This window comes from Fructilactobacillus sp. X7R4C1 (assembly GCF_059901115.1).
Genome location: NZ_JBWXVD010000005.1, coordinates 79696 through 103385 on the forward strand (window position 1 = coordinate 79696; position 23690 = coordinate 103385).

The 23690-nt window shown below is 38.6% G+C and carries 24 protein-coding genes and 1 tRNA gene; 18 read left to right on the top strand and 7 right to left on the bottom strand.

Features of this window, described 5'->3' with window-relative positions; all coding sequences use genetic code 11:
• The first annotated feature begins 110 nt into the window (after positions 1–110).
• The 13 genes from mnmE (at position 111) to AC6UC9_RS06060 (ending at position 12658) form a co-directional block, all read left to right on the top strand.
• Positions 111–1508: a tRNA uridine-5-carboxymethylaminomethyl(34) synthesis GTPase MnmE gene (gene mnmE / locus AC6UC9_RS06000; protein WP_500701433.1), complete on the top strand. Its 1398-nt coding sequence runs from the start codon at positions 111–113 to the stop codon at positions 1506–1508.
• A gap of 26 nt (positions 1509–1534) precedes the next feature.
• Entirely contained in the window at positions 1535–3463 is a 1929-nt protein-coding gene (gene mnmG / locus AC6UC9_RS06005) for a tRNA uridine-5-carboxymethylaminomethyl(34) synthesis enzyme MnmG (RefSeq protein WP_500701434.1), read from the top strand.
• Between the two features lie 152 nt (positions 3464–3615).
• Positions 3616–4500 (top strand): ROK family protein, encoded by an 885-nt coding sequence (locus AC6UC9_RS06010; RefSeq protein ID WP_500694214.1) that lies wholly within the window; start codon positions 3616–3618, stop codon positions 4498–4500.
• A gap of 91 nt (positions 4501–4591) precedes the next feature.
• Positions 4592–4750, top strand: coding sequence for a hypothetical protein (locus AC6UC9_RS06015; RefSeq protein ID WP_500701435.1), 159 nt, complete (start codon positions 4592–4594; stop codon positions 4748–4750).
• Between the two features lie 134 nt (positions 4751–4884).
• Positions 4885–6519: a ribokinase gene (rbsK, locus tag AC6UC9_RS06020; RefSeq protein ID WP_500701436.1), complete on the top strand. Its 1635-nt coding sequence runs from the start codon at positions 4885–4887 to the stop codon at positions 6517–6519.
• Between the two features lie 98 nt (positions 6520–6617).
• Positions 6618–7235, top strand: a complete 618-nt coding sequence (locus AC6UC9_RS06025; protein WP_500701437.1) for an NADPH-dependent FMN reductase — start codon at positions 6618–6620, stop codon at positions 7233–7235.
• A 106-nt stretch (positions 7236–7341) separates the two neighbouring features.
• Complete coding sequence (locus AC6UC9_RS06030) at positions 7342–7911, top strand: LOG family protein (RefSeq protein WP_500701438.1); 570 nt, start codon at positions 7342–7344, stop codon at positions 7909–7911.
• Positions 7912–8048: 137 nt separating this feature from the next.
• Entirely contained in the window at positions 8049–8195 is a 147-nt protein-coding gene (locus AC6UC9_RS06035; protein ID WP_500701439.1) for a hypothetical protein, read from the top strand.
• A 546-nt stretch (positions 8196–8741) separates the two neighbouring features.
• Entirely contained in the window at positions 8742–9680 is a 939-nt protein-coding gene (locus AC6UC9_RS06040) for a phosphate/phosphite/phosphonate ABC transporter substrate-binding protein (protein ID WP_500701440.1), read from the top strand.
• A 9-nt stretch (positions 9681–9689) separates the two neighbouring features.
• Positions 9690–10454, top strand: coding sequence for a phosphonate ABC transporter ATP-binding protein (gene phnC, locus AC6UC9_RS06045; protein WP_500701472.1), 765 nt, complete (start codon positions 9690–9692; stop codon positions 10452–10454).
• The gene (phnE, locus tag AC6UC9_RS06050) at positions 10454–11248 is read left to right on the top strand and encodes a phosphonate ABC transporter, permease protein PhnE (protein WP_500701441.1); all 795 of its coding nucleotides are present in this window, start codon (positions 10454–10456) and stop codon (positions 11246–11248) included. The genes phnC and phnE (AC6UC9_RS06050) overlap by 1 nt, the downstream gene beginning before the upstream one ends.
• Positions 11245–12051 carry a phosphonate ABC transporter, permease protein PhnE gene (gene phnE, locus AC6UC9_RS06055; RefSeq protein WP_500701442.1) on the top strand — a complete coding sequence of 269 codons (807 nt, stop codon included), beginning with the start codon at positions 11245–11247 and terminating at the stop codon, positions 12049–12051. Before phnE (AC6UC9_RS06050) ends, phnE (AC6UC9_RS06055) begins: the two co-directional genes overlap by 4 nt.
• A 109-nt stretch (positions 12052–12160) precedes the next feature.
• Positions 12161–12658 (top strand): hypothetical protein, encoded by a 498-nt coding sequence (locus AC6UC9_RS06060; RefSeq protein ID WP_500701443.1) that lies wholly within the window; start codon positions 12161–12163, stop codon positions 12656–12658.
• 127 nt (positions 12659–12785) lie between these two features.
• Here AC6UC9_RS06060 and AC6UC9_RS06065 read toward each other — a convergent pair whose 3' ends face one another.
• Positions 12786–13271 (bottom strand): HXXEE domain-containing protein, encoded by a 486-nt coding sequence (locus tag AC6UC9_RS06065; RefSeq protein WP_500701444.1) that lies wholly within the window; start codon positions 13269–13271, stop codon positions 12786–12788.
• 132 nt (positions 13272–13403) lie between these two features.
• Here AC6UC9_RS06065 and AC6UC9_RS06070 point away from each other — a divergent pair, with 132 nt between their 5' ends.
• The 3 genes from AC6UC9_RS06070 to AC6UC9_RS06080 all read left to right on the top strand — a co-directional run bounded on the left by AC6UC9_RS06070 (position 13404) and on the right by AC6UC9_RS06080 (position 15577).
• Entirely contained in the window at positions 13404–13946 is a 543-nt protein-coding gene (locus AC6UC9_RS06070; protein ID WP_500701445.1) for a TetR/AcrR family transcriptional regulator, read from the top strand.
• Positions 13947–14076: 130 nt separating this feature from the next.
• Positions 14077–15405: a D-alanyl-D-alanine carboxypeptidase family protein gene (locus AC6UC9_RS06075; protein WP_500701446.1), complete on the top strand. Its 1329-nt coding sequence runs from the start codon at positions 14077–14079 to the stop codon at positions 15403–15405.
• Between the two features lie 98 nt (positions 15406–15503).
• Positions 15504–15577, top strand: a tRNA-Lys gene (locus AC6UC9_RS06080).
• Between the two features lie 215 nt (positions 15578–15792).
• Here AC6UC9_RS06080 and AC6UC9_RS06085 read toward each other — a convergent pair.
• Positions 15793–16380: a helix-turn-helix domain-containing protein gene (locus tag AC6UC9_RS06085; RefSeq protein ID WP_500701447.1), complete on the bottom strand. Its 588-nt coding sequence runs from the start codon at positions 16378–16380 to the stop codon at positions 15793–15795.
• 121 nt (positions 16381–16501) lie between these two features.
• On the opposite strand from AC6UC9_RS06085, the gene AC6UC9_RS06090 reads away from it, so the two are divergent.
• Positions 16502–18079, top strand: a complete 1578-nt coding sequence (locus tag AC6UC9_RS06090) for an ATP-binding cassette domain-containing protein (protein ID WP_500701448.1) — start codon at positions 16502–16504, stop codon at positions 18077–18079.
• 225 nt (positions 18080–18304) lie between these two features.
• Here the strand turns inward: AC6UC9_RS06090 and AC6UC9_RS06095 are convergent, their stop codons facing one another.
• The 4 genes from AC6UC9_RS06095 to AC6UC9_RS06110 all read right to left on the bottom strand — a co-directional run bounded on the left by AC6UC9_RS06095 (position 18305) and on the right by AC6UC9_RS06110 (position 22040).
• Positions 18305–19225 carry an L-lactate dehydrogenase gene (locus AC6UC9_RS06095; protein ID WP_500701449.1) on the bottom strand — a complete coding sequence of 307 codons (921 nt, stop codon included), beginning with the start codon at positions 19223–19225 and terminating at the stop codon, positions 18305–18307.
• Positions 19226–19480: 255 nt separating this feature from the next.
• On the bottom strand, positions 19481–19900 hold the full coding sequence (locus AC6UC9_RS06100; RefSeq protein WP_500701450.1) for a hypothetical protein: 420 nt from the start codon (positions 19898–19900) through the stop codon (positions 19481–19483).
• 58 nt (positions 19901–19958) lie between these two features.
• Positions 19959–20882, bottom strand: coding sequence for a zinc-binding dehydrogenase (locus AC6UC9_RS06105; RefSeq protein ID WP_500695925.1), 924 nt, complete (start codon positions 20880–20882; stop codon positions 19959–19961).
• Between the two features lie 300 nt (positions 20883–21182).
• Positions 21183–22040: a helix-turn-helix transcriptional regulator gene (locus tag AC6UC9_RS06110; RefSeq protein WP_500701451.1), complete on the bottom strand. Its 858-nt coding sequence runs from the start codon at positions 22038–22040 to the stop codon at positions 21183–21185.
• Between the two features lie 114 nt (positions 22041–22154).
• On the opposite strand from AC6UC9_RS06110, the gene AC6UC9_RS06115 reads away from it, so the two are divergent.
• Positions 22155–22370 carry a DUF3923 family protein gene (locus AC6UC9_RS06115; protein WP_500701473.1) on the top strand — a complete coding sequence of 72 codons (216 nt, stop codon included), beginning with the start codon at positions 22155–22157 and terminating at the stop codon, positions 22368–22370.
• Between the two features lie 44 nt (positions 22371–22414).
• Here AC6UC9_RS06115 and AC6UC9_RS06120 read toward each other — a convergent pair whose 3' ends face one another.
• Positions 22415–23554: a trans-sulfuration enzyme family protein gene (locus tag AC6UC9_RS06120; RefSeq protein WP_500701452.1), complete on the bottom strand. Its 1140-nt coding sequence runs from the start codon at positions 23552–23554 to the stop codon at positions 22415–22417.
• Between the last annotated feature and the right edge of the window lie 136 nt (positions 23555–23690).

Consider the following 23690-nt stretch of genomic DNA (forward strand, 5'->3'; position numbering starts at 1 on the left):
GTAGGATTGTAAATTCGAATAGGTAAAGTAGTGAAAGTACTTTATCCACGCAACGGGCGTGGCTTAAGTACTTTTTTTATGCGATTAAAAATGAGAAAGGAGTTTTCAAAATGGCACTGACAACGACTGATTACGATACCATTGCGGCAATTTCGACCCCACCTGGTGAAGGTGGCATTTCGATTGTTCGGGTTAGTGGATCGGATGCAATGAAGGTGGCTGAAAAAATTTATCGAGGCAAGAACCTCGAAAAGGTGGCATCGAACACGATTAACTATGGTCACATTGTTGATCCAGCAGACCACAACAGTGAAGTTGATGAAGTGATGGTCTCGGTCATGAGAGCACCCAAGACGTATACCAAGGAAGATATTATTGAGATTAACTGTCACGGTGGTATTGTGGCAACCAACAAGATTTTGCAGTTGGTCCTAAGTAACGGTGCCAGAATGGCGGAGCCGGGTGAATTCACTAAGCGAGCCTTTTTAAACGGACGTCTGGACCTTTCACAATCGGAAGCCGTGATGGATCTGATTGAAGCGAAGACTGACGAATCGATGAAAGCAGCTTTAAATCAGCTCGATGGGAACCTTTCTCATTTAATTAAGCACCTGCGTCAAGACATCTTAGACGTGCTGGCTCAGGTCGAAGTCAACATTGACTACCCGGAGTACGATGACGTGGAGACGATGACATCGAAGCTTTTAATGGATAAGTCCAAGGAACTAAAAGCGCAGATTGACCAATTGCTAAAGACGGCTAAACAAGGAAAAGTCTTACGAGACGGTTTAAACACCGCTATCATTGGACGGCCCAACGTGGGTAAGTCGAGTTTATTGAACCGTCTCTTACACGAAGAAAAGGCGATTGTAACCGACGTGCCGGGAACCACGCGGGATGTTTTAGACGAATACGTGAACGTTTCTGGCGTTCCCTTGCACCTAGTTGATACCGCTGGGATTCGTGATACTAACGATAAAGTTGAAAAGATTGGAGTCGATCGTTCCAGAAAAGCGATTAAGCAGGCTGACTTAGTCTTATTAGTGTTAAATGCTAGTGAGCCGCTAACCGATGAAGATCGTGAACTCTTGGATTTAACGCAACACAGTAAACGAATTATTCTATTGAATAAAACAGATTTGCGAGAAAAAATTGATGTTGATGAGTTAAAGAACCGCTATCATGCTGATAACGTGATTAAGACCCAAGCCGTAAAGGATAACGGAACCAAATCCTTAGAGGATACGATTTCGAAGATGTTCTTTACTGGTGGCATTAAGAGTTCTCAAAATGACGTTATGGTCACCAATGCCAGGCATATTAGTCTCTTACAACAGGCCAGTGATGCCCTTCAGTCCGTTGAAAATGGGTTAAATAACGGGATGCCCGTTGATTTAGTTCAAATTGACATGACGAACGCTTGGGATTTACTGGGTGAAATCACCGGTGATAGTTACGATGGCGAATTACTGGATCAATTATTTAGTCAGTTCTGTTTGGGGAAATAAGACTTTGACTCAATGGAGGTTTTTAAATGAATAAAATGATACAGCAAGAAGTGAAGCAGACTTACAATGGTGGCGATTACGACGTCATCGTCGTTGGAGCCGGCCACGCTGGCTGTGAAGCTGCACTGGCCGCTGCCCGCATGGGTCAAAAAACACTGCTTGTGACAATTAATCTTGATATGGTGGCGTTTATGCCATGTAATCCGTCGGTTGGTGGCCCCGCTAAGGGAACGGTCGTAAGAGAAATCGACGCCCTTGGTGGTGAGATGGGGAAAAACATCGACAAGACCTACATTCAGATGCGGATGTTAAACACCGGGAAAGGTCCCGCCGTTAGAGCCTTAAGAGCTCAGGCTGATAAGCACGCCTACCACCATGAAATGAAAAACACCCTGGAAAAAGAGCCCAATTTGACGCTCCGCCAGGGAATCGTAGAACGTCTGATCGTGAAAGACGGTCAGGTTGAGGGTGTGGTTACCAATACGGGTGCCAAATATCACTCCAAAGCCGTGGTCATCTGTGCCGGGACGGCCGCTCGTGGTAAGATCATTATTGGTGAACTGATGTATTCCTCGGGCCCAAACAACTCAATTCCAGCCATTCATCTTTCAGAAAACCTGGAAGATTTGGGCTTTGAACTAAGACGATTTAAGACGGGAACGCCACCGCGTGTCAACGGTGATACCATTCACTACGATGAAGCGGAGGAGCAACCGGGCGACGAAACGCCCCATCATTTCAGTTACACCACTCCGTATGCCGATTATTTACCGGTTTCAAAGCAAATTTCGTGCTGGTTGACGTACACTAATGAAGAAACCCATCAGATTATCAAGGATAATTTGGATCGCGCCCCGATGTTTACTGGGGTCATCGAAGGGGTTGGTCCCCGTTACTGTCCATCAATTGAGGACAAGGTCGTTCGTTTTGCGGACAAAAAGCGCCATCAGGTCTTCTTGGAACCGGAAGGACGTCACAACGAAGAGTGGTACGTCGATGGGATGTCGACCTCCCTTCCAGAAGAAGTCCAGCAACAGATGCTGCACTCCGTGAAGGGTCTCGAGGACGCTAAGATGATGCGTCCCGGTTATGCGATTGAGTATGACATTATCTCTCCATATCAATTGAAGCCAACGCTTGAAACCAAGAAAGTTAGTGGATTATTTAGCGCGGGTCAAACCAACGGAACCTCGGGATACGAAGAGGCCGCGGGACAAGGCTTGATCGCTGGAATTAACGCTGCCCTTAAGATTCAAGGGAAAGACCCGTTGATTTTGCAGCGGGACCAGGGATACATTGGCGTTCTAATCGATGACCTGGTTACAAAAGGAACCAACGAACCGTACCGACTTCTGACGAGTCGGGCTGAATATCGACTCCTGCTTAGAAACGACAATGCTGATATGCGGCTGACACCAATTGGTCACCAGTTGGGTCTGATTTCAGATGAACGTTATGACAAGTTTGTTGAAAAACGTAATGCCGTTGAGGATGAAATCAAGCGTTTGAACACCGTACGGATTAAACCAAGTGAAAAGGTCAACCAGTTCGTTGAAGCTCAGGGTGATAAACCGTTAAAAGACGGCATCATCGCAGCCCAGTTCTTACGTCGACCGTACGTAAATTACGAAAAGTTACTTGATTTTATTCCCGCTCCAGCAAAAAAACTGGATCCAGAAGTGGTGGAACAGGTCGAAATTAGAACGAAGTACGCTGGCTACATCAAAAAAGAAGAAGATAAGGTCGCCCGCATGAAGAAGATGGAATCCAAAAAGATTCCTGATAAGATTGATTACTTCGTAATTGATGGGATCGCAACTGAGGGTCGCCAAAAATTGGAGAAAATCCAACCGGAGACGATCGCACAGGCCGCCCGAATCAGTGGGGTTAATCCATCTGACATTGCCATTCTCTCCGTTTACATTCAGCAGGGAAAAATTGCGAAGAAAAAATAAGATCAAGCTGGACTACGTGAATAGTCCGGCTTTTTGTTATTTCTAAGTTAAGTTTTTAACAATTTTTGTAGTAAACTATTGCAATCAATATGTAAGCGCTTTATACTATTAACAATAAACGATACAAAAAAATGGCAAAGGGGATCATTTTTATGCGATATGGAAGTATTGAAGCAGGTGGAACAAAGTTCGTTTGTGCGGTTGGTGATGACGATTTCAATATTGTTGATAGTGTTCACATTCCAACTACGACACCAGAAGAAACGTTAGCAAAGGTCGTTGAGTACTTTAAGAAGTTTGATCACATTGATGCATTTGGGATTGCATCATTTGGACCAATCGACGTTCGAAAAGACTCTGACAAATACGGTTGGATTATTAAAACCCCTAAAAAGGGTTGGAGTAACGTCAACTTTGTTGGAACCATGAAACGTGAATTTGGGGTTCCGATTTACTGGACGACCGACGTTAACGGTTCAGCTTACGGTGAATACATCAAACGTAAACAGGCTAATAAAAATATTGAAGCCGTTAGTTACATCACTGATGGAACTGGGATTGGTGCTGGAACCGTCATCAAAGATGAATTCTTAGGGGTTCGTGGAACTCCTGAATTTGGTCACATTCGAGTTAAGAGACACCAAGATGACATGAACTTTCCTGGAATTTGTCCTTATCATGGTGACTGTCTTGAAGGGGTTGCATCTGGTCCGACTTTTGAAGCTCGAAACAACATTAAAGGTCAAGATACCCCACCAGATGATCCAGTTTGGAACATCATTGCATACTACATTGCCCAAGGGGTTATCAGTTTAACGGTTAACTTCCGTCCTGACCAAATTGTGCTTGGTGGAGGTGTATGTACCCCTCAATTTGTGCAAAAGGTTAGAGACCAATTCAATCTGTTGTTTGATAACTATCTTGACGTTGGTCCACTTGATGAATACATTAGTCGTCCAGTCGTACCACACAACGGTTCCGCTACTTTTGGTGATTTCGTATTAGCTAAAAAGGCTTTGGACGAATCAAAGAAATAATTAATTAAATTGTTTAAAGGGATGCCTGCGGGTGTCTCTTTTTTTGTGTCAATTGACATTTATGGTACCTTAAAAATAAGGAGGATTAATCATGATGTTTATTAGTAATTCACAAATTCGTTTTAAAGTAGATGCTGAAACAAAAAAACAATTTGATGCTCCAAATGAACGTTTAACTAAAGCAATTAAAAGTAATGATTATAAGAAGTTTGATAATCCTGATGAAGGGTTGAAGTGGCTAAATGAGTGAAAATTCCTATGTTTATAAACTTGCTATTGAAAACAAGTTTAAAAAACATCATTTTAGCTAAATCTATATACAACTATTTCCCGCAATGATATGATATACATAATGAAAGCGGTTGCAAATAGGGAGGCAGTAAAATGAGTAAAAAAGTTGTTGTGATTGGATCTACCAACGTTGATAAAGTTCTAAACGTTGATAAGTATGCGTTACCTGGTGAAACCTTAGCGGTGAAAAACCACCAAGAATCTCATGGTGGCGGAAAGGGTGCCAATCAGGCAATTGCTGCGGCAAGATCTGGTGCCGATACGACTTTTATCACTAAGTTAGGTGATGACGAAGACGCTAAGTTCATGATTGAAGGATTTAAAAAGGACGGGATGAACCTTGATTCCGTGATTACTACTAAAGCGCAACAAACTGGGCAGGCCTACATTACCGTTGATAGTACTGGTCAAAACTCGATCTATGTCTATGGTGGAGCCAACATGGCCATGACACCGGAGGACGTTGACCAACACGAAGACGCCATTAAGAATGCGGACCGTGCGATTGCACAACTAGAAATTCCAGTACCAACGATTATCGAAGCATTTAAGATTGCGAAGAAAAATGAGGTTCAGACCATTTTGAACCCAGCCCCTGCTAAGAAGTTACCAGAAGAATTACTCCAATTGACTGATATTATTACCCCTAACGAAACGGAAGCAGAGGCCCTCACTGGGATTAAGGTGATTGACGACGATTCCATGATGAAGAACGCGGAGTACTTCTTTAAACTAGGCATTAGAATGGTGATCATCACCGTTGGGGACAAGGGTTCATTCTATGCTACTCCAGCAAGTCATGCTTTCATTCCAGCCTTTAAGGTCAAAGCTGTTGACACAACCGCTGCTGGTGATACTTTCATCGGAGCCTTGGCATCACGTTTGGATTTAAACAATGCTAACATCAAAGATGCGATGTTGTACGCTAACCACGCCTCATCACTGACGGTTCAAGTGGCTGGAGCACAGAACTCCATTCCTTATGAAAAAGATGTCTTGGATGTCATCAGTAAGACTTCCAAGACTAAAGAAGTGATCGAAAAAGAGAAGAAACAAGCTGCTGAATACGCCGCTGCTCGAGTTCCAAATCACATTGTGTTAGGACTTGGATCTGGTAGTACGGCTGCCTACTTCGTCAAAGCCATTAACGAACGAATCAAAAAAGAGGGCTTAGACGTTCAATGCGTCGCCACTTCAGTTGGCACCGAGAAATTAGCCGAAAGTCTTGGAATGCCAATGCTTGACGTTAACACCATTGATCGGGTGGACTTAACGGTTGATGGCGCCGACGCCGTTGACGACAAGCTCAACGGAATCAAGGGTGGCGGAGCTGCCTTACTCTTTGAGAAATTGGTCGCAACCATGTCAGACAAGAACGTTTGGATCGTTGATTCGACCAAGTATCACAAGACCTTAGCTGGGCAGAAGTTGCCAGTTGAAGTCATTCCGTTCGGTGGAATGGGTGTCTTCCGATACTTAAATGAAGCCGGATACAAACCAGAGTTCCGCTTCAGAGATGACGGTGATATTCTTCAAACTGACTCAGGAAATTACCTAATCGACATTACAATTCCAGAAGATGCTGACTTACAAAAGTTAGCTCACAACTTGAAGAACTACACCGGAGTTGTTGAACACGGTCTGTTCTTAAATATTTGTGATCAGTTAATTATCGGTGGCGATAAGGTTAAGGTAATTGATCGTCCGAAAGAAGAAGCCAAGAAATAGTTGATAAGTAAATTTCCGGATTGGCGATAAAGCTGATTCGGTTTTTTATTTTGATTTTAAAGGTATAATGATTAGAAAATGGGTTGAGGTGATGTTTAATGACAATTAACATTATTTTGAGTAGTTCAAGAAAGGCCAGTCTGGGACGTCGGATCTTTAAGTACTTACGTAATCGACAAGGTGATTTTGAGCGGGTTAATAATGCTGATTTCAATTTTATTAGTTTGGCGGACTACGATTTGCCTTTTTTCTACGAAGATGTTGCGCCAATGGACAACCAAAACCGGATTTTAAAACCTAATGAACAAAAATGGGTGGATGACATGAAGAAAGCGGATGGTTATCTCTTTTTGGTTCCTGAATATAATCATTCGTTTCCGGCTGTTTTAAAGAATGCGCTCGACTTTTTGGCGTTTGAAGCCAAGGGCAAACCGGCCAAGATTATTACCTATTCTAATAATTCTCGAGGTGGCCAATCTTCTTATCCGGCTTTGTTACCAACGCTTGGACAACTGGGCCTATTTACCCTGCCAAAGCCAACTTTAATTCGAAAGGTCGATAAAAATTTTGCTGACGATGGGAGTTTTGTAAAAGATGCTCCCGGGGAAGCCGTAGACATAAGAAAATTAAATCGAGCTTTTTCCGAAATCGCGTTTTACAGTCAGTTATTTAGGGACCATCCCTTTAAATATGATGCCAGTATTTATGATGAATAAACAAAATTAAGATAGTTTCACATGAAACAATTTGCTAAATTACCCGTTACTACTGGTTTAGAGTGGTATTATACGAGATATAAAAATAGTTAAAGGAGAACGGAATATGAAATCAGTTGCAGTATTTTGTGGTGCGGCTCCTGGCAATGATCCAGCATACCAAGAAGCCACCAAAAAATTGGCAAAATGGTTGGTTAACCATGACTTAGCGTTAGTTTATGGTGGTGGCGGTGTTGGTCTCATGGGATTGCTTGCCAAGACAGTTTTAGAACTTGGTGGAGTAGTTCACGGCATCATGCCAAAAGAGTTAGTTGAGCGTGGGGCCAGCATGGACGGGCTGACTAGTTTGGACGTAGTGCCTAATATGGATATTCGCAAACAAAAAATGTTGACTCAATCGGATGGTTGTATCGCACTTCCAGGTGGTCCTGGGACTCTAGAAGAGATTTCTGAAGCTTTTTCATGGGCTCGAATTGGCGACAATGATGATCCATGTGTGTTGTATAACGTTCAGGGATACTACGATCCGCTTAAACAAATGTTTGATGAAATGACCGAAAAAGAATTTTTGACGGTGGAAGATCGCAAAAAGTTACTTTTTTCGGATTCGTTGTCTGAAATCTATGAATTTATGACCACATACACAGCACCAAAGATTAGAACCTACACAAAATAAGATACGAAAAAACATCCTCATTTTTTTTAAGTGGGGATGTTTTTTGAGTTTTATTCAATTATTAATAATAAATAATGTGTATATCATGTTTTCATTGTTTACATAATGCCTTACTATTGATCTAAGGGGATGGAATTATGGTAAGGAAAAGAAAAGCTAGAAGCAATGTACGCGATGATAAAGATATTTTAGCAAATATTCAAGCTAGAAATGATGCTCTTAACGGCAAAACTAATAAAATTGGAAATATTGATGACTTCGATAAGTGGGCAGATAACTTATGATGAAGAGGTGAGTCGCTTGAATACAGAAGAAAGTAGGTTACTGGGATTGTACCACTAGCAATAGTGGCTCTTATTATCTCGTGTGCGACCATTAATTGTGCTAAGGCATACGCGATAATAAAAAAGCTAACCGCAAAGATTAGCTTTTTACCCAAATAACACATAAATCTGCGCGGGAAGAGATGGTAACGACATCTCTTCCTTTTTTATTACTCTTCAATTCTATTTCTAATTTATAAATCTGTCAATTATTTTATTATTTGGCATGAAATCATCATCAAAATAGTTTCACGTGAAACAGAAAATAATTTTATCTACCAAAATTTTCTTAAGGACAACTCGTACTTATTGGTGTTGTCCTTTTTGTTTGCTCTAATTACACTGATTATTAATATTCGTTAATTAATTAATATATTGGAAAGCAAAGAATATATTGAGTGCATATTTAAATAAAATACGAACAATTAAAAGATATTTATTGAAAATTGTATGTATCATGATATGATTAATTTGTCTGGTACAACAATTTTTTGGGAGGGACTCGTAATGAAACTCAAGCAAGCTTTGAAATGGATCACAGCAGGTGCTGCCATTACATTTTTGTCGGTTGGATTAGTTGGATGTGGGAAACAGTCTAGTAACTACAAACCAAAGAAATTGACGGTTGGTTTTACTCCGTCAGTGAACGCTGGGCAGGCCAATGCAGAAGCCAAGCCACTCGCCAAACAGTTAGAAAAACAGCTTCATATCCCGGTTACGGTCAAGGTTTCAACTGACGGGAATTCACTTATTCAGGCCATGGGTTCAAAGACATTAGATGTTTCTGAAATGAATCCTGGGGACTTTGTCTTAGCGCAAAAGAATTACAAGGTGGTTCCCCTCGTTCAAGCGACGCGCCAAGCACGCGATCCGAAGACTTTGCAACTTACTAACAAGTCATCAGATCACTTTTATTCCACAATTGTTGTCAGAAAAGATAGTGGTATCAACAACATCAACGATTTAAAGGGCAAAAAGATTGCCACTGGTACCACGAATTCAACGGCGGGTTATATTTATCCGGTCGTTGAGCTTATGAAGCACGGAATTAATATTAACAAGGATGGCATCAAGACCGACGTTATTAATGGTTACGATCAGGCCGTGCTGTCCGTTTTAAACAAAAATAACGATGCTGCGTTCACCTTCCAAGGTGCTCAAACTTTAGTCCAAAAGGATAATCCGAACGTTATGAAGGATACCAAGGTCATTTACACGACTAAGGCCATTCCAAACGACGTGGTTGCTTGTCGAAGTGATATGTCGGAGTCGTGGCAGAAGAAGATTGCCAAAGCCTACGAGAACATGGCAAAGACCAAAGAGGGTCACGACGTTATCTTCAAGATTTATCAAGAAGAGGGATACGTTCCGTACAAGAAGTCAGAATTTAAGCAACTTCATTCGTACATGGACCAAGCTAACAAGATTAGTAAAACCAAAGAATAAGCGAGAGGGATTAAATTGAGCGATTCGGATATTTTACAAGTTAATCATGTTACCAAAACTTATCCTAGTGGTATTAAAGGATTAGATGATATTAGTTTTAACGTCAAACGCGGTGAATTCATCGCTGTCGTTGGACTCTCGGGTGCTGGGAAAAGCACCCTGTTTCGTTCCATTAATCGGATGCAAGATATCAGTGACGGTAAGATTATCATCAACGGGACTGATATTTCTAAATTGAAGGGGAAAGCGCTCCGTCACTTTCGCCGAAAAATTGGAATGATTTTTCAAAGTTTCAACTTAGTGAACCGGCTTACGGTTCAAAAAAACGTCTTAAGTGGGAGGGTTGGCTACTATCCAATCTGGAAGACGCTTCTCGGTTTGTACAGTAAAGAAGACAAGGAGAAGGCCGTTCGATCACTGGACCACGTTAACATGCTCAAAAAATTATACGATCGGGCGGACTCCCTTTCTGGAGGACAGATGCAACGGGTTGCCATCGCACGAACAATGATGCAGGAACCTGATTTGGTTCTGGCTGACGAACCAGTTGCCTCGCTAGATCCCAAGACTAGTCACGGGGTCATGCAGGATTTGAAGAATTTAAACGTCAAGGATCACGATACTGTTCTGGTGAACCTACATTCAGTTGAACTAGCACTTGAATTTGCGGACCGAATTATTGGAATTCGGGATGGAAAATTGGTGTTCGACAAGCCAGCGGCTGACTCGACTCCAGAAGATTTGAAGGCGATTTACGAAGGAGGCAATAGCTAATGCACACTAGCGACATGCCGAAGATGTCCTTTGTCAAAAAGTATCACGTTAAGGGCATCATCGTAATTGCCATTCTGATAATTCTGTTCGTTTACTCCATGAAAATTTGTGGGGTTGATCCCAGCTTGTTTATCTCGAACATCGCCCAGTTTGGGGTTCTGATTGGTCAAATGAGTAACCCGGACTGGTCGTACTTTAGTTTTATCTGGGATCCGCTGGTTCAGACCGTTCAGATGGCAATCCTTGGAACCACGATTGGGACCGTTTTTGCGATTCCCGCCGCTTTTCTGGCCGCTCGGAATCTTGACCACAGTAAGGTTATTCACGGCACGTCTCGGTTCGTACTGGACATCGTCAGAACGTTACCATCACTGCTACTAGCAGCTATCTTAGTTGCCATCTTTGGGATTGGTCCAACGACTGGAACGATTACCCTTGCCATCTTCTCGTTTGGGATGATTTCTAAACTGTTCTATGAAGTGTTAGAGACAGTCGATATGGGGCCAGCTGAAGCCATGAAAGCTTCTGGTGCCAGCATCCTTCAAATTATTCGCTTAGCGATTATTCCCCAGATTGCGGGTCAGTTTTGTAGTTTCTTCCTGTATACCCTAGAAGTTAACGTTCGTTCATCAACCGTTTTAGGATACGTTGGTGCTGGAGGACTTGGGTTGTATCTTCAACAAACCATCGATGAATTTAACTACTCCGAGACGGCGGTTGTAATTCTTGCAACCTTCGTAACGGTTCTGGTGATTGACATCCTTAGTAATTACTTGAGGAGGAAACTACAGTGACCCTTCCAAAAATTAACGAAAAACAAAAACGATGGGACCGCTACAGCTGGATCGTTTGGGCAATCATCATCATTTTGATTTATGGCTGGTGTTTCTCTGACATGAAATTTAGTCAGATTCAGGAATCGGCTGGCACGGTTTCCAAGTCCATCTTCATGGGACTAATTCACCCTGATTGGTCCTACATCTACAACGGTAGTGGTGAAGACCTGGTGTCACAGTTGATTATGACGCTTGCCATTGCCTTTTTAGGAACCATCATTGCCGCTGTCATCAGTGTTCCGTTTGCGTTCTTCGCTGCTCATAGTAAGAGTAGTAAGTATAACGTAACGTCTAAGGTGGGAACCTTCCTTTTGACCGCCATTCGAGCTTTCCCCGAAATCGTTTTAGCGATTATGTTCATTAAAGCAGTGGGACCCGGTAGTTTTGCCGGAGTCATGGCACTTGGGATTCACTCCATCGGGATGCTAGGGAAACTCTTCTCAGAATCCATTGAGGAAATGAATCACAGTTCGGAGTATTCCATCGTGGCGGCTGGCGGCAGCAAGCCACAGGTTTTCGCACTATCGACGTGGCCGACCATCCTGCCGGCTTTGATTTCATACACTTTGTACAGCTTTGAAATTTCAGTTCGAGCTGCCTCAATCCTTGGTTTGGTTGGTGCTGGCGGAATCGGGGCTCCGATGATTATGGCATTGAACACTCGGAACTGGCCGAGAGTGGGGATCATCTTATTGGGGATCGTCATCATGGTCATGGTGATTGATGGCTGTTCCGGATACATTAGAAGGAAATTAATTTAATGAATAGTCAAAAATACCAACTAATTCCAAATGGGAGTTAGTTGGTATTTTTTTCGTTTATAGTATAATTTACCTAAGGATTGAATTTAATTGAAAGAAGAGTGTCTGTATGCGATTTCTTAAGTCATTAGGTAAGTTTATCTTGGCACCATTGCTTTCGGCTTTGATTGTTTTCGGTAGTTTTCCAGAATTGTTTGCGGTTATAAACATTAAGACCAGCCTCACCCTTAGTCCCGCCATGTTTTGGATTATTTTAATCTACGGAATGGTGGTGTTCGCCGTAGTTTACGCTTTGTTTTATAACGTTCTGTTTAAAAAGGGTAAACCAAGTTCAACTAAATACAATAAGTACGCATCAGTCGGGATGCTTATCATCAACCTGATCTATGTTGTTTCCGCGTTGCTGCTTGGCTTGATCATGATTGGAATGAAAATGCCACAGTTTATTGATTCCATTGTGAGTGGTTTTACGATAATTGGATTGCCCATTATCCTAATTCTGAACTTAATCGATTTCTTGTGTTATCCAACCAAGAAAACGTACGTAATTAATGGAATTTTCTTTGCGTTTGCCACTATTGTTTATGTGATGTTGTGGTGGAACTAATTATCAATATTGAATAACGAAATATTTTGATTGAGCTAATCAGTGATGATTGGCTTTTTATTTTTATTAAATTTAGATCCAATGTTATAACAAATCATTACGATAATTAAGTTAATTATTATCTTTTTTAACAAAAATCGATTAATTTATGCATTATTAGAAGATTAAAATGAGCAAAGCAGATAGTTGGAATTAAATAAAGAAGAAATACAATTAAAGATGTGTTGCTTAATTTCCAATATTTAATTATGATCCAAATCATAATTGGTAATTCTAAAATGGCAGACACTATGCCAGGTGTGTAAGATTTAAAACGTATTGTTGCTGAGTAGTGAATTAGAAAATGGAAAGTGTAAATCAACAAAAACGATAAATAAAGGATCGAATTATTTGAAATAATACAAATAACTGATATTAAAACTAATATAATAAATTCTTCTAATACACCAACGGAAAATAAACTTGAATTTTTTGCAGCTCCAAATAATGGATTCTTCATTTTTGATAAGGTTACGACATTCTTTTTTACCCAATTTGGAACGAAAATAATTTCTTCAAAATCGTGAAGCATAAATAAAATTGGTAAGATCCAAAAGCTTAAAAGTATTTTCATTTTCAATCTCCTTGCTGTCACATGTGTGACATTTTTTGAATTGCTGTTAGTATAGTACTGAAGATTAAATTTCGTCTATACTATTTCAACAAGTGATACATATTTCGTTATTTTGTGACAGGAGGATAAAAAATGAGTAAGAGTACTGATCGGTCAAGAGCGTGGCTCGTTGACGCTTTCTTCGAACTATTAAAACGCAAGAATTATTCTGAAATTACGATTAGTAACGTTACTCAAGAAGCCCAATTAGCTCGACGAACTTTTTATCGTATTTTTGATAATAAGGCGGATTTACTGAATTATTATTGTGACAATTTGTTTAATGAGTATTTTGAAATGTTGAAGCAAAAAGTTAATGAAGAGATGTCATTTAAAGATATATTGGATATCTTTTTTGCTTTTTGGTGGTCTAAAAAAGATAAGGTAAGGATTTTAATTCAAAGAGATTTATTTATTCCGATTATGTTGAAAAAAAGAGATAAATCTGAGGATGTTTATTCTTTATTTAGTTTCCCGTGGCATGTAAACGTGAGTGAAAATGGGGCAAATTACATCATGACTTTTTTCGTTGGTGGATACTGGAATGTATTAGATAAGTGGCTTAGGAAGAATAATCCTGAATCACCCGAATATATTTCGAAATTGTTGTTTAAAGCTTTAAACAAGATAAAATAAGCTGACAATCTAATGGTGATTGTCAGCTTATTTTTAATGGCATATTTTGATTATTTTATTAATTTAGTACAATAGACGTATAAGTGTTATCTACAAAAAATATCATTTAATAAAAAGAGGTCATTTGATTTTGAAAAGTAAAAAACATCAATTACTGACGCTGAGCGTAATATTTTCGCTGGTGTTTTTAATCATGCCGCTGATCTTCAATCCTAGTACGGTCAATGCTAGTAACAAACAGCCGCCCATTTCACAGAATGAAATTAACATAAAGGCCAAAAGTGCCATTGCCGTTGATGCCACCAGCGGCCAGATCATTTATAGCAAAAACGCTAACCAAGAGTTGCCGATCGCATCCGTTAGTAAACTTATTACTACATATATTGTGTTAAACCAAATAAAAGCAAAAAAGATCTCGTGGGACAGCAAGGTCAAAATTAGCCCTGGGGTTGCTAATTTGAGTCAGAAACGTGATTTTACCAACGTTCCGTTGAAAGCTGGGCAATTGTACACGGTTAAACAACTGTACGACGCGAGTCTGGTTTGTTCTGCTAACGGTGCTGCCATGGCACTTGGCGAATATTTGGCAGGTCCTAACCACGACTTCGGTAAAATGATGAATCAAGAAGTCAAAAAATTGGGAATTAAGAACGGGCAATTCTATAACGCATGTGGATTGGCTAATCACGATTTAGGCGCGCTAAAGAATCCGAAACTAAGTGATGACGCTGAGAATACGATGTCAGCTAAGGAATTAGCTCAATTAGCACAGAAATTAATTACTCAATACCCGCAAATCTTAAAGACTACCTCAATGACCACATTGGAATGGGATGGAAAGACGCACAAGAACACTAACTTACTTCTGGGCCAAACTAATCCATTCAAGATTGACGGATTAAAGACGGGAACCAGTAATACCGCTGGCGAGAATTTTGTGGGAACCGGTACCAGCAACAACGATCGGGTCATCACTGTGGTTTTGGGAGCACCCAAGGAGCAGCGTTTCACCCAAACTCAATTAATGCTCAATCAAATCAGTCAAAACTTGGAACCAATTACGATTGGTGACAACGTGATTAAAAATAAAACCGTCAACGTTGTTAACGGACAAAATCCTAAAACTAAAATTGGCTTGACGGCACCTCAAACGTACTGGTTACCGCAGGGTGAAAAATTAAAGACAGACTTTGTCTCTACCAACCACTCTAGGGTTTTCAAAACGCCACTTGCTCCAATTATGAAGGGCGAGAGGGTTGGAACGGTTAACATCCAGGCGTCTCAAAATGAATTAGACTTATTACCAAACAGTTCCATGAGTGTCCCCGTCGTTTACAAATCGACCAATCCAGTAAATGTGATGAAGATGGTCATGGGCGCGATTGAATTACTGGTTATCCTTCTGTTGTTAGTCTACTTAATTCTACAAATCAGGAAGTTTAATCGACATCGACACTAGTAATTAAAATTATGAAGTTTTCATTAATCGACTGCAAAAAGTGTTGTCGGACGTGCTAATATGCATTATACTAGTAAATGTAATTGAGTTTTGCTTGCGAGCGGCTAGCTCAACTTGTTAGAGCAACGAATTCTTTATTCGTGAGATTGAGGTTCAAGTCCTTGGCTGCTCATATAAATATAAAATAAAATGATTGCCTAGTGAGGCAATCATTTTTTTATGGATTCGATTCGGTTTAAATGTCGTTGTGTGATTTATTAATGGTATTAACCGTATGTAACGTTAGAGTAGATATAAATTACTTAATTGTTACGTGATGGTAGCTGGGATATTGTTTACTTTCATAATATGATAAAGGGAATTACTGAGTTGTTGGTAATTCCCTTTTTAGTGAAAATATAACGCTACGATAAAGCTAATTGTCATTGTAAAGATATGGATGAAGACGCCGATTGTATCTGGAATTGCATATTTGGTTGATAGTCCCGGCTCGATGGAAATCATCCCGACTAAAAGAGTAATTGAAAAGAAGATGATTGAAACTAGAACAATTTTCATTAGATTATGTTTATTTTTAATGGTTGTTATCCAGTTATGATAAGTAACAATGTAACAACAAAGGTTGATTACTAAGAATGGAGTTACCCATTCAAAGTGAAGATGAAAGGGCCTAAACAAGTTCATTATGCTTAACAGCAAAAATAAAATGTTTGCGTAATAAAAAATAGTGGAAATATTAAAATGCTTTTTTGAAACCGTCTGATTATTAGTAGTTTTTACGTTATCTTTTAATAAATTATCAACTGATACATGATAAAGGTCACTAAGATCAACTAAAGTTCCGGCATCAGGATAATGACGTCCAGTTTCCCAGCTGGAAACGGTTTTTCTAGACACATTTAATTTTTTGGCAACGTAATCTTGGGTTAAATTATTTTTCATGCGAGCGTGTTTTAATGTTTGAGAAATATCCATAGATTAATCCTCGTTCTGCTTGTATTAGTAAGTAATGATAATTTCGTTATTGATATTATATGCGTTATTTATATTATGTGAATAGCTTAAAATGAGATAAATAATAAAGAAGGACAACACCATGTTACGTTACGAATCTAAAGCTAACTTAATATTGTTAAACATCACTGCCATGATTGGAAGCTTTGATAATATTATCATTGCTTACATAATTAGTTCTCTGATTTCATTTGCCACTAAAAGAAACTTAGATGGTGTTCCAAAATTCGCTATCAGTGCGACCGTGTTTGCCATTATTGTGTTTGTCGCTACGATTTGTCGAAATTATTTTGAGTCTAAATCTAAGCAACAAATTAATGAAAATGTAAGGTCCAAATTGTTTAATAATATGCTTTACTCTCATGAGAGTAGTGATAAATATCTTAGTTTTTTGACGAATGATTATAAATTGTTAGAAACTAATGGGATTAATTCTGAGTTGCAAATCATGAAATATAGCTATTCAATCATTTTTTCAGCCATATCGTCTTTACTCTTAAGTTGGGAAATTACCCTTTTATTTGTCATCGGGGCTTTGATGCCCATGGTTATTTCTCATTTTACGCAAAATTGTATCAAAAGCGCTTCTATGTCATGGTCTTCAGCTAGTAAAAATTATTTAAATAATATAAAGAATTTAATCGATGGTAGAGATACTTTACAGATTTACAATGGTGAGCAGAATGCGGCAAAAAAGAATCAAGTTGATACTCATACACTTGAAAAATCACTTTTTAGTCTTAATTTCATCACCAATAATGCCAACACGATTGTTGAATTTTCTGGGATGATATTTAGTCTAGTTATTCCGTTTGTTTTTGGAATTGCATTAGTTATTAGTGGTCATCTTCAATTAGCAACTTTCTTTGCTATAGTTCAATTATCGAACACGATTACAGCGCCAAGTATGGATATCATTCAGCTAAGAAATCAGATTATTTCGACTAAAGACATTAAATCAAAAGTCGAAAGTATGATGAAACCAGTTGAAGTTGACAGTCTAAACGGTGAAAAACGTTTTTATGAACTGGCGATGAACAACGTTACTTTATCGATTGATAATAAGTTGATTTTAAGGAATCTCACGTTTAACGTTCAAAATGGTGAAAAGGTAGCTATTATTGGTGAATCTGGTTCGGGGAAGTCTTCTTTATTTAAATTAATTTTAAATGATCAATTTCAATCTCATGGAGAATATTCTATTAATAATTGTTTGATCAATCTTCATAACATACGTAAATTTCAAGATTTGTTTGGGTATATTAGCCAGGATACGTATATTTTTGACGATAGTTTCCTGTACAACATTACCTTTGGAAAAAAATCAAAAACTAATATAAATGAAGTTATTTCTAAAGCTGGTCTGACTAATGTGGTAAAAAAGTATGGAATGAATTTTATGCTTGGTAGTAATGGAATTAATTTATCTGGTGGTGAAAAGCAAAGGATCGGAATCGCAAGAGCTTTATACACGGATCGACCTGTGATTCTGGCGGACGAAATTAGTTCGGCATTAGATCAAAAGACAGCCAGTGAGATTCATAATATTTTATTGAAGTCGGATAAAACCTTGATAGAAATTATTCACCATTATAGTCAGAAGGATTTAGCTAGATACGATAAAGTAATTGATTTGAGCGATTATAGTGCCACGATTTAGTGAGTTTATTTAAATTGACATCCAACTATTTATTCCATATAATAAAAACGAGAAGAAATCTCTAACTTTTTTCTCATCGCAAGTTGGATGCGATTATCATAGGTGAGTTAGTCCACTATGATTGGCTTTTTTTATTATTACGTCTGCTGTGGTGATTTTAATTGCTGACAGTACTAAAACACACCGTAACTGCTAGAAGACTAGTGGTTATGGTGTGTTTTGGTTTTAACTATATTTTTCAACGTTCTTTTTGATAAAGTTGGCGGAAGCCTGGAGTTTATCTTTCTCTTCATCGGTTAAATCAAGTGGGACATCTTCGATTACGCCGTCTCTTCCAACTACAACTGGATAGGAGAAGTATACGCCATAGTCGGAACGGTAGTTTGAGACTGGTAAAACGGTGCGGGCATCAGCGAGAACGGTATTTGCGAGTCGCACTGCGGCACTGGCAACTCCGTAACTGGTGTAACCCTTACCTTGCATTACTCTAAAACCGCCGTGGCGCGCTTCCTGGTCTAAAGTGTCGAGGTCAAGATGACGACTTTTGGCTAATTTTTCGATTGGTTGGTCAAGAGCCCGAACGGTCGACCATGCGGTAAACTGGGAGTTACCGTGCTCGCCAAGGTTGTAACCAGTCACCGAGCGTGAATCAATCCCTAGCTTTTCACCAACGGCACGCTTCATTCTGGCAGAATCTAGGAGTGTTCCCGTTCCGATGACGTGCTTTTTTGGTAAACCAGTAATTTGTTGGTACAACTGAGTAATCACGTCAACTGGATTGGTAATGGCAATCAAAACGCCATTAAAACCGGAATCACGAATCTTGGGTGCGACCTCTTTGACCTGTTCGATGTTGTAGGATAATTCGGCAAAACGATTGTCGCTGTCGTTATTTGACAGTTTAATCTTACCAAGGGCCGAGATAACAACGTCGGCGTCCTTTAAGGCGTCGTAATCATTCACAATGATATTGGTGTGAAAGGGTAGATTAGGCATCCCCTCCCGAAAGTCAATGGCGTCAGCGTTGACCTTGGCGTCGTTTTTATCAATCATTACTAAATCATCGGCGAAACCGTTCACAACGATGTAATTTGCCACCGTTGATCCAACGTGACCGTCACCAATGATTCCAATTTTTCTAGTCATAATATGCCTCCCATTAATTATTTGGTTTCAGTTTAACAGATTGAGGTTGATTGGGAGTAAAAAAAGTTGGATTGACATTTATGCGTTTATCACATACAATAATAGTGTAATAAAAAAGGAAGAGATGTCCGATATCTCTTCCAAGCGCGTATTTCAGGTGCGTTAATTGGTTGGGCTAATCAGTGATGATTAGCTTTTTTTATTATATATGGATATTAAAGTGACCCGTTAATTTATCGTTTAAAATAATCAACTTTATTTGTATTTATTAATTAGCTTATTAGGATTATTTAATTCGTTAAATTCATTTTGATTTAAGTGGATAACGCCATTTCCAATCATTGGAATTCCGCTCACTTTTGCGATCTTATAATTTGAATATACGGTCAAAGAGGTTTTAATATTGTGTTTGCTTTCATGACTTACATATTTATAGCTTACTTTAGCATCCTTAGGAACCCTTTCTTTCTTTACTGAATTATAGTTTTTATCTATTTTTGAAAGAATATCAGTGCTTTTATGACCATTTGCCGTTTCAATAACTTTGTTATTTGCATCATATACTTTTAAATAATCTTTCCCAGAGCTATTTAACGAGAAATTCTTACATCCACTTAGAATAAACAACATTGTTACGCAAAGAATTGGAATTATAAACTTTTTAGATAAATTCATAACTTCCTCCTTGTTTTTTAATAATTTTACCGAAGTTAGAATAATTGTCAATATTAGGTTAATTTTCTAAAAGATTGTTTATCTTCACTAAAATCCTTCCTTGTTTTCCATGATCACTTAAATGTTTTTGGGCTTCTTTGACATGATTAAAATCATAGGTTGAGTCAATATAGGATTTTAAAGAACCATCATTTAGCATTTGGATAATTTTGTTGTATTTTTGAGGAGCAATTGGTTTATTTTTAAACAGATAATTAATCTCTTTACGAATGGGAATAAAGTTCGGTAATGCTGACGAAAAAATGGTTCCGTGCCTACATAATTTGACTTCTAAACTGTGCAATATTTGTACATTTCCAGTTGTGTCTAAAACACAGTTGAACTGGTTGTTAGACAACTCATTTTTATCGGTCACAATATTATTTTTAAAATTACTAGATAAGAATTTTTGATCAATTTCAGAAGAAAAAATTACCGTTTCGGTTCCTAATAAATTTAACATTTGAATTAGGTAACTCCCAACACCACCCGATGCTCCAATTAAAAGGACTTTATCACTGGAAGTAATCTTTGATTCTAGGATCATCATTAGAGCAGTATCTGCACCGCCAAAAATGGTAGCACCTTGTTTCAAAGAGACTCCGTTAGGCAATTTAAATGTATAAAATGGTATTTTTGGTGAAACATATTCGGCATAGCTTCCAGTTGTTGAAACCCCAATCACATTTTGGTTGATATTTTTGCTGTTTTTTAATAATCCTGAATTTTGAATAGTACCGGAAAAGCTATATCCAATAACATTAGGAAGTACCTTTGAATTTAAATCCCCTAGTAGTCCATTTTCACTATAAATATCCCACGGTAAAACTGGTACGTACTTTACTTTGATTAAACTAGATAATGGTAATATTCTTGGTTGTGATATTTCTTTAGATACCAGACCGTCAATTCCATCATAGTTGGTTTGAACAATTGCTTTCATATTAATTTCTCCCTTATTTTTTATGATTTAATTTTAAATAAGCAGATAGAAAAACGATAATTAGTATTCTAATTATCGTTTTTTAGTAAGCTCAATTATTCTTATATTTAATTAAGGGAGGGATACTTATGTTGTGGCAATTGATTGTACTTTTCTTTATCAGTCTGTTAATTAGTAAATTTTTTTCGGTATCTTTACTTACTACAGCACTGGTAGTTTATGCAATATACTTTGTGTTATTTTTTATTAAATTACTTATCTTACTTTGGTTAAGAAAAAAGTTATGAAATCATCTAAAGTTTACAGATTTTTATTAATTTTTTGGTTAAATACATCTGATAAAACAGTGGCATTTTTTCTAGATTTATTTTCGTTGTCTTTATCACGCAACTTTTCGTAGCATTTTGATAGTAAGAAGTATAAATCAGACAACATGTAGTTAGAATTGTTTTTTGTGATCCAAACGATTCCATCTGAAATAATATTAATTGCATCGCTATATTTTTGGTGATCATAAAGGGTTAAAGCGTATTGATAAAAGACAACATTTAAATTTTCACTGTAATCTTTGAAATGATAATTTTTAATTTTGTTGATTAGAAAATTGAATTGTTCGCTATTGAGTTTTGCTGATTTGGAATTGATAAAGTCAATTGCGCTGAGTAGGAGAATTTCAATCGACGATAAGTTTCGCTTGGCTTTTGAATTATAGGTGTATTGTAATGCCATTTTAAGAATTTTGGCAGATTCCTTTGGATCTTGCTTTAGTTGAAATACCGCACAACCGTAATAATAGTAATATTTCTGAAAATCTTTGTCGTAGTGAAGTTGATTAATGACATCTGAATGATCCAGCAGGTCGACTAATTTTTGATATTCATGTTGATTACATAAATTTTCGATTTTTTTCGTAATGTCTTTGAATGAGCCAATTTCAAAATAGTCAGCTAGTAGAACACTATCAATGGAAATGTCTAGTTTATGACAGATCTGTGATAAAAGAATGGCATTTGGGATATAATTTCCCATTTCGATACTACTAATCATAGACTGTGAACAGATTCCGCTTGCTAGTTCAGATTGAGATAAGTCATGTCTTTTTCTCTCGATCATAATGTTGCGTCCCATTATTTTTGATGCATGATTAACAGTGTTCATGATAGATGCTCCTTCAAGAGAATTGGCTCGTTTAGGCAATTATAGACGACCTTACGGATAATGTGTATAATCATGTGCAAATACTATTATTAGAATTATTGGAGTGTTTTACATATAAAATTATGGGCTGGAGTATCCATTTTTGAAGCATTAACGTTTGTTGTATTTACAACACTAATTTTTGTTAGAAAAGTTGATGCGACTGGTGTAGTCCAAAATACTGAACTTAAATGGATTACTTTTGGAATTTTGCTAGTTCCGTATGTAATTCTCTTTATTTGTCAGTTAATTTGGTACCTCATGATTAAAAAATACCACTCAGCAAAATAAAAAAGCTAGCATATTCGTATCTAAATATGCTAGCTTTTTACTTCCTAAATTTTATCAAATGCCTGTTTCAAATCGTCCAGTAAATCTTCTTTATCCTCAATTCCGACTGACAAACGAATCAGACCGTCAGCAATCCCGTCCTTAAGGCGTTCTGCTCTTGGAACGGAACCATGGGTCATGACCGCTGGGACTTCAATCAAGCTTTCCACGCCACCAAGGCTTTCGGCCAGGGTAATAATTTGCAAACTTTCGACAAACGTCTTCGCTGACAGTCCTGGTTGTAGTTCAAACGAAATCATAGGACCAAAGTTACGCATCTGTTTCTTTGCCACTTTGTAGTTCGGATTGTCAGGATCACCAGGGTAGTATACCTTCGCAACTTTTGGTTCATTTTTGAGAAAATCAAGAATCGCATTGGTGTTATCCTGGTGAACTCGCATGCGAGCACCCAGCGTCTTAATGCCACGTTGAACCAACCAACTGTCATCTGGTCCAAGTGTACTACCGATGGAATTCTGCAGAAAGGCCAACTGTTCGGCAATCTGGTCATCATTGGTGACGGCAACACCTGCCACGACGTCACTGTGTCCACCGAGATACTTCGTGGCGGAGTGAACCACCACGTCAGCGCCCAAATCCAATGGGTTCTGATTATAAGGGGTCGCAAAGGTGTTATCAACGATGGTTTTGGCACCGTGTTTTTTCGCCATTTCGGATAATTTGTGAATGTCGGCTACCGTCAGCAGTGGGTTCGTAGGAGTCTCAAAGTAAATGGCCTTGGTGTTGGGCTGAAAAGCAGCCTTGACGGCGTCTACATCTTGCATGTCAACGGCCGTGAATTCTAGTCCAAAACGTTTCATCACTTGATTAATTAGACGAATCGTCCCGCCGTATAGGTCTTGGCCGACAATGATGTGGTCACCCTTGGAATACATCGAAAGGATGGTATTGATGGCAGCGGTCCCCGAACTGAAGGCAAAGCCGGCAGTTCCGTTTTCGAGTTCCGCCATCTGGGTTTCAAAGGCGTAACGGGTCGGATTGCCCGTCCGTGAGTATTCCCAGCGTGGATTGCCTCCCAGCTTAGTTTGTTTGAAAGTTGAGACGCGATAGACCGGGACGGAAACGGCTCCCGTTTCCTTGTCACCAGTGATTCCGCCGTGAATTAATTTTGTGTCAATGTGCAAATTAAAAACCTCCTTGAATGTGACTATTAGGATTGATTATAGACTAGTGGTGAAAGTTAAGAAAGAAATGGCATTATGGAATTTAATTTTGTAAAATCGGTTTTATCGTTTCGTGACATGTGTTAGAATCTCCCTA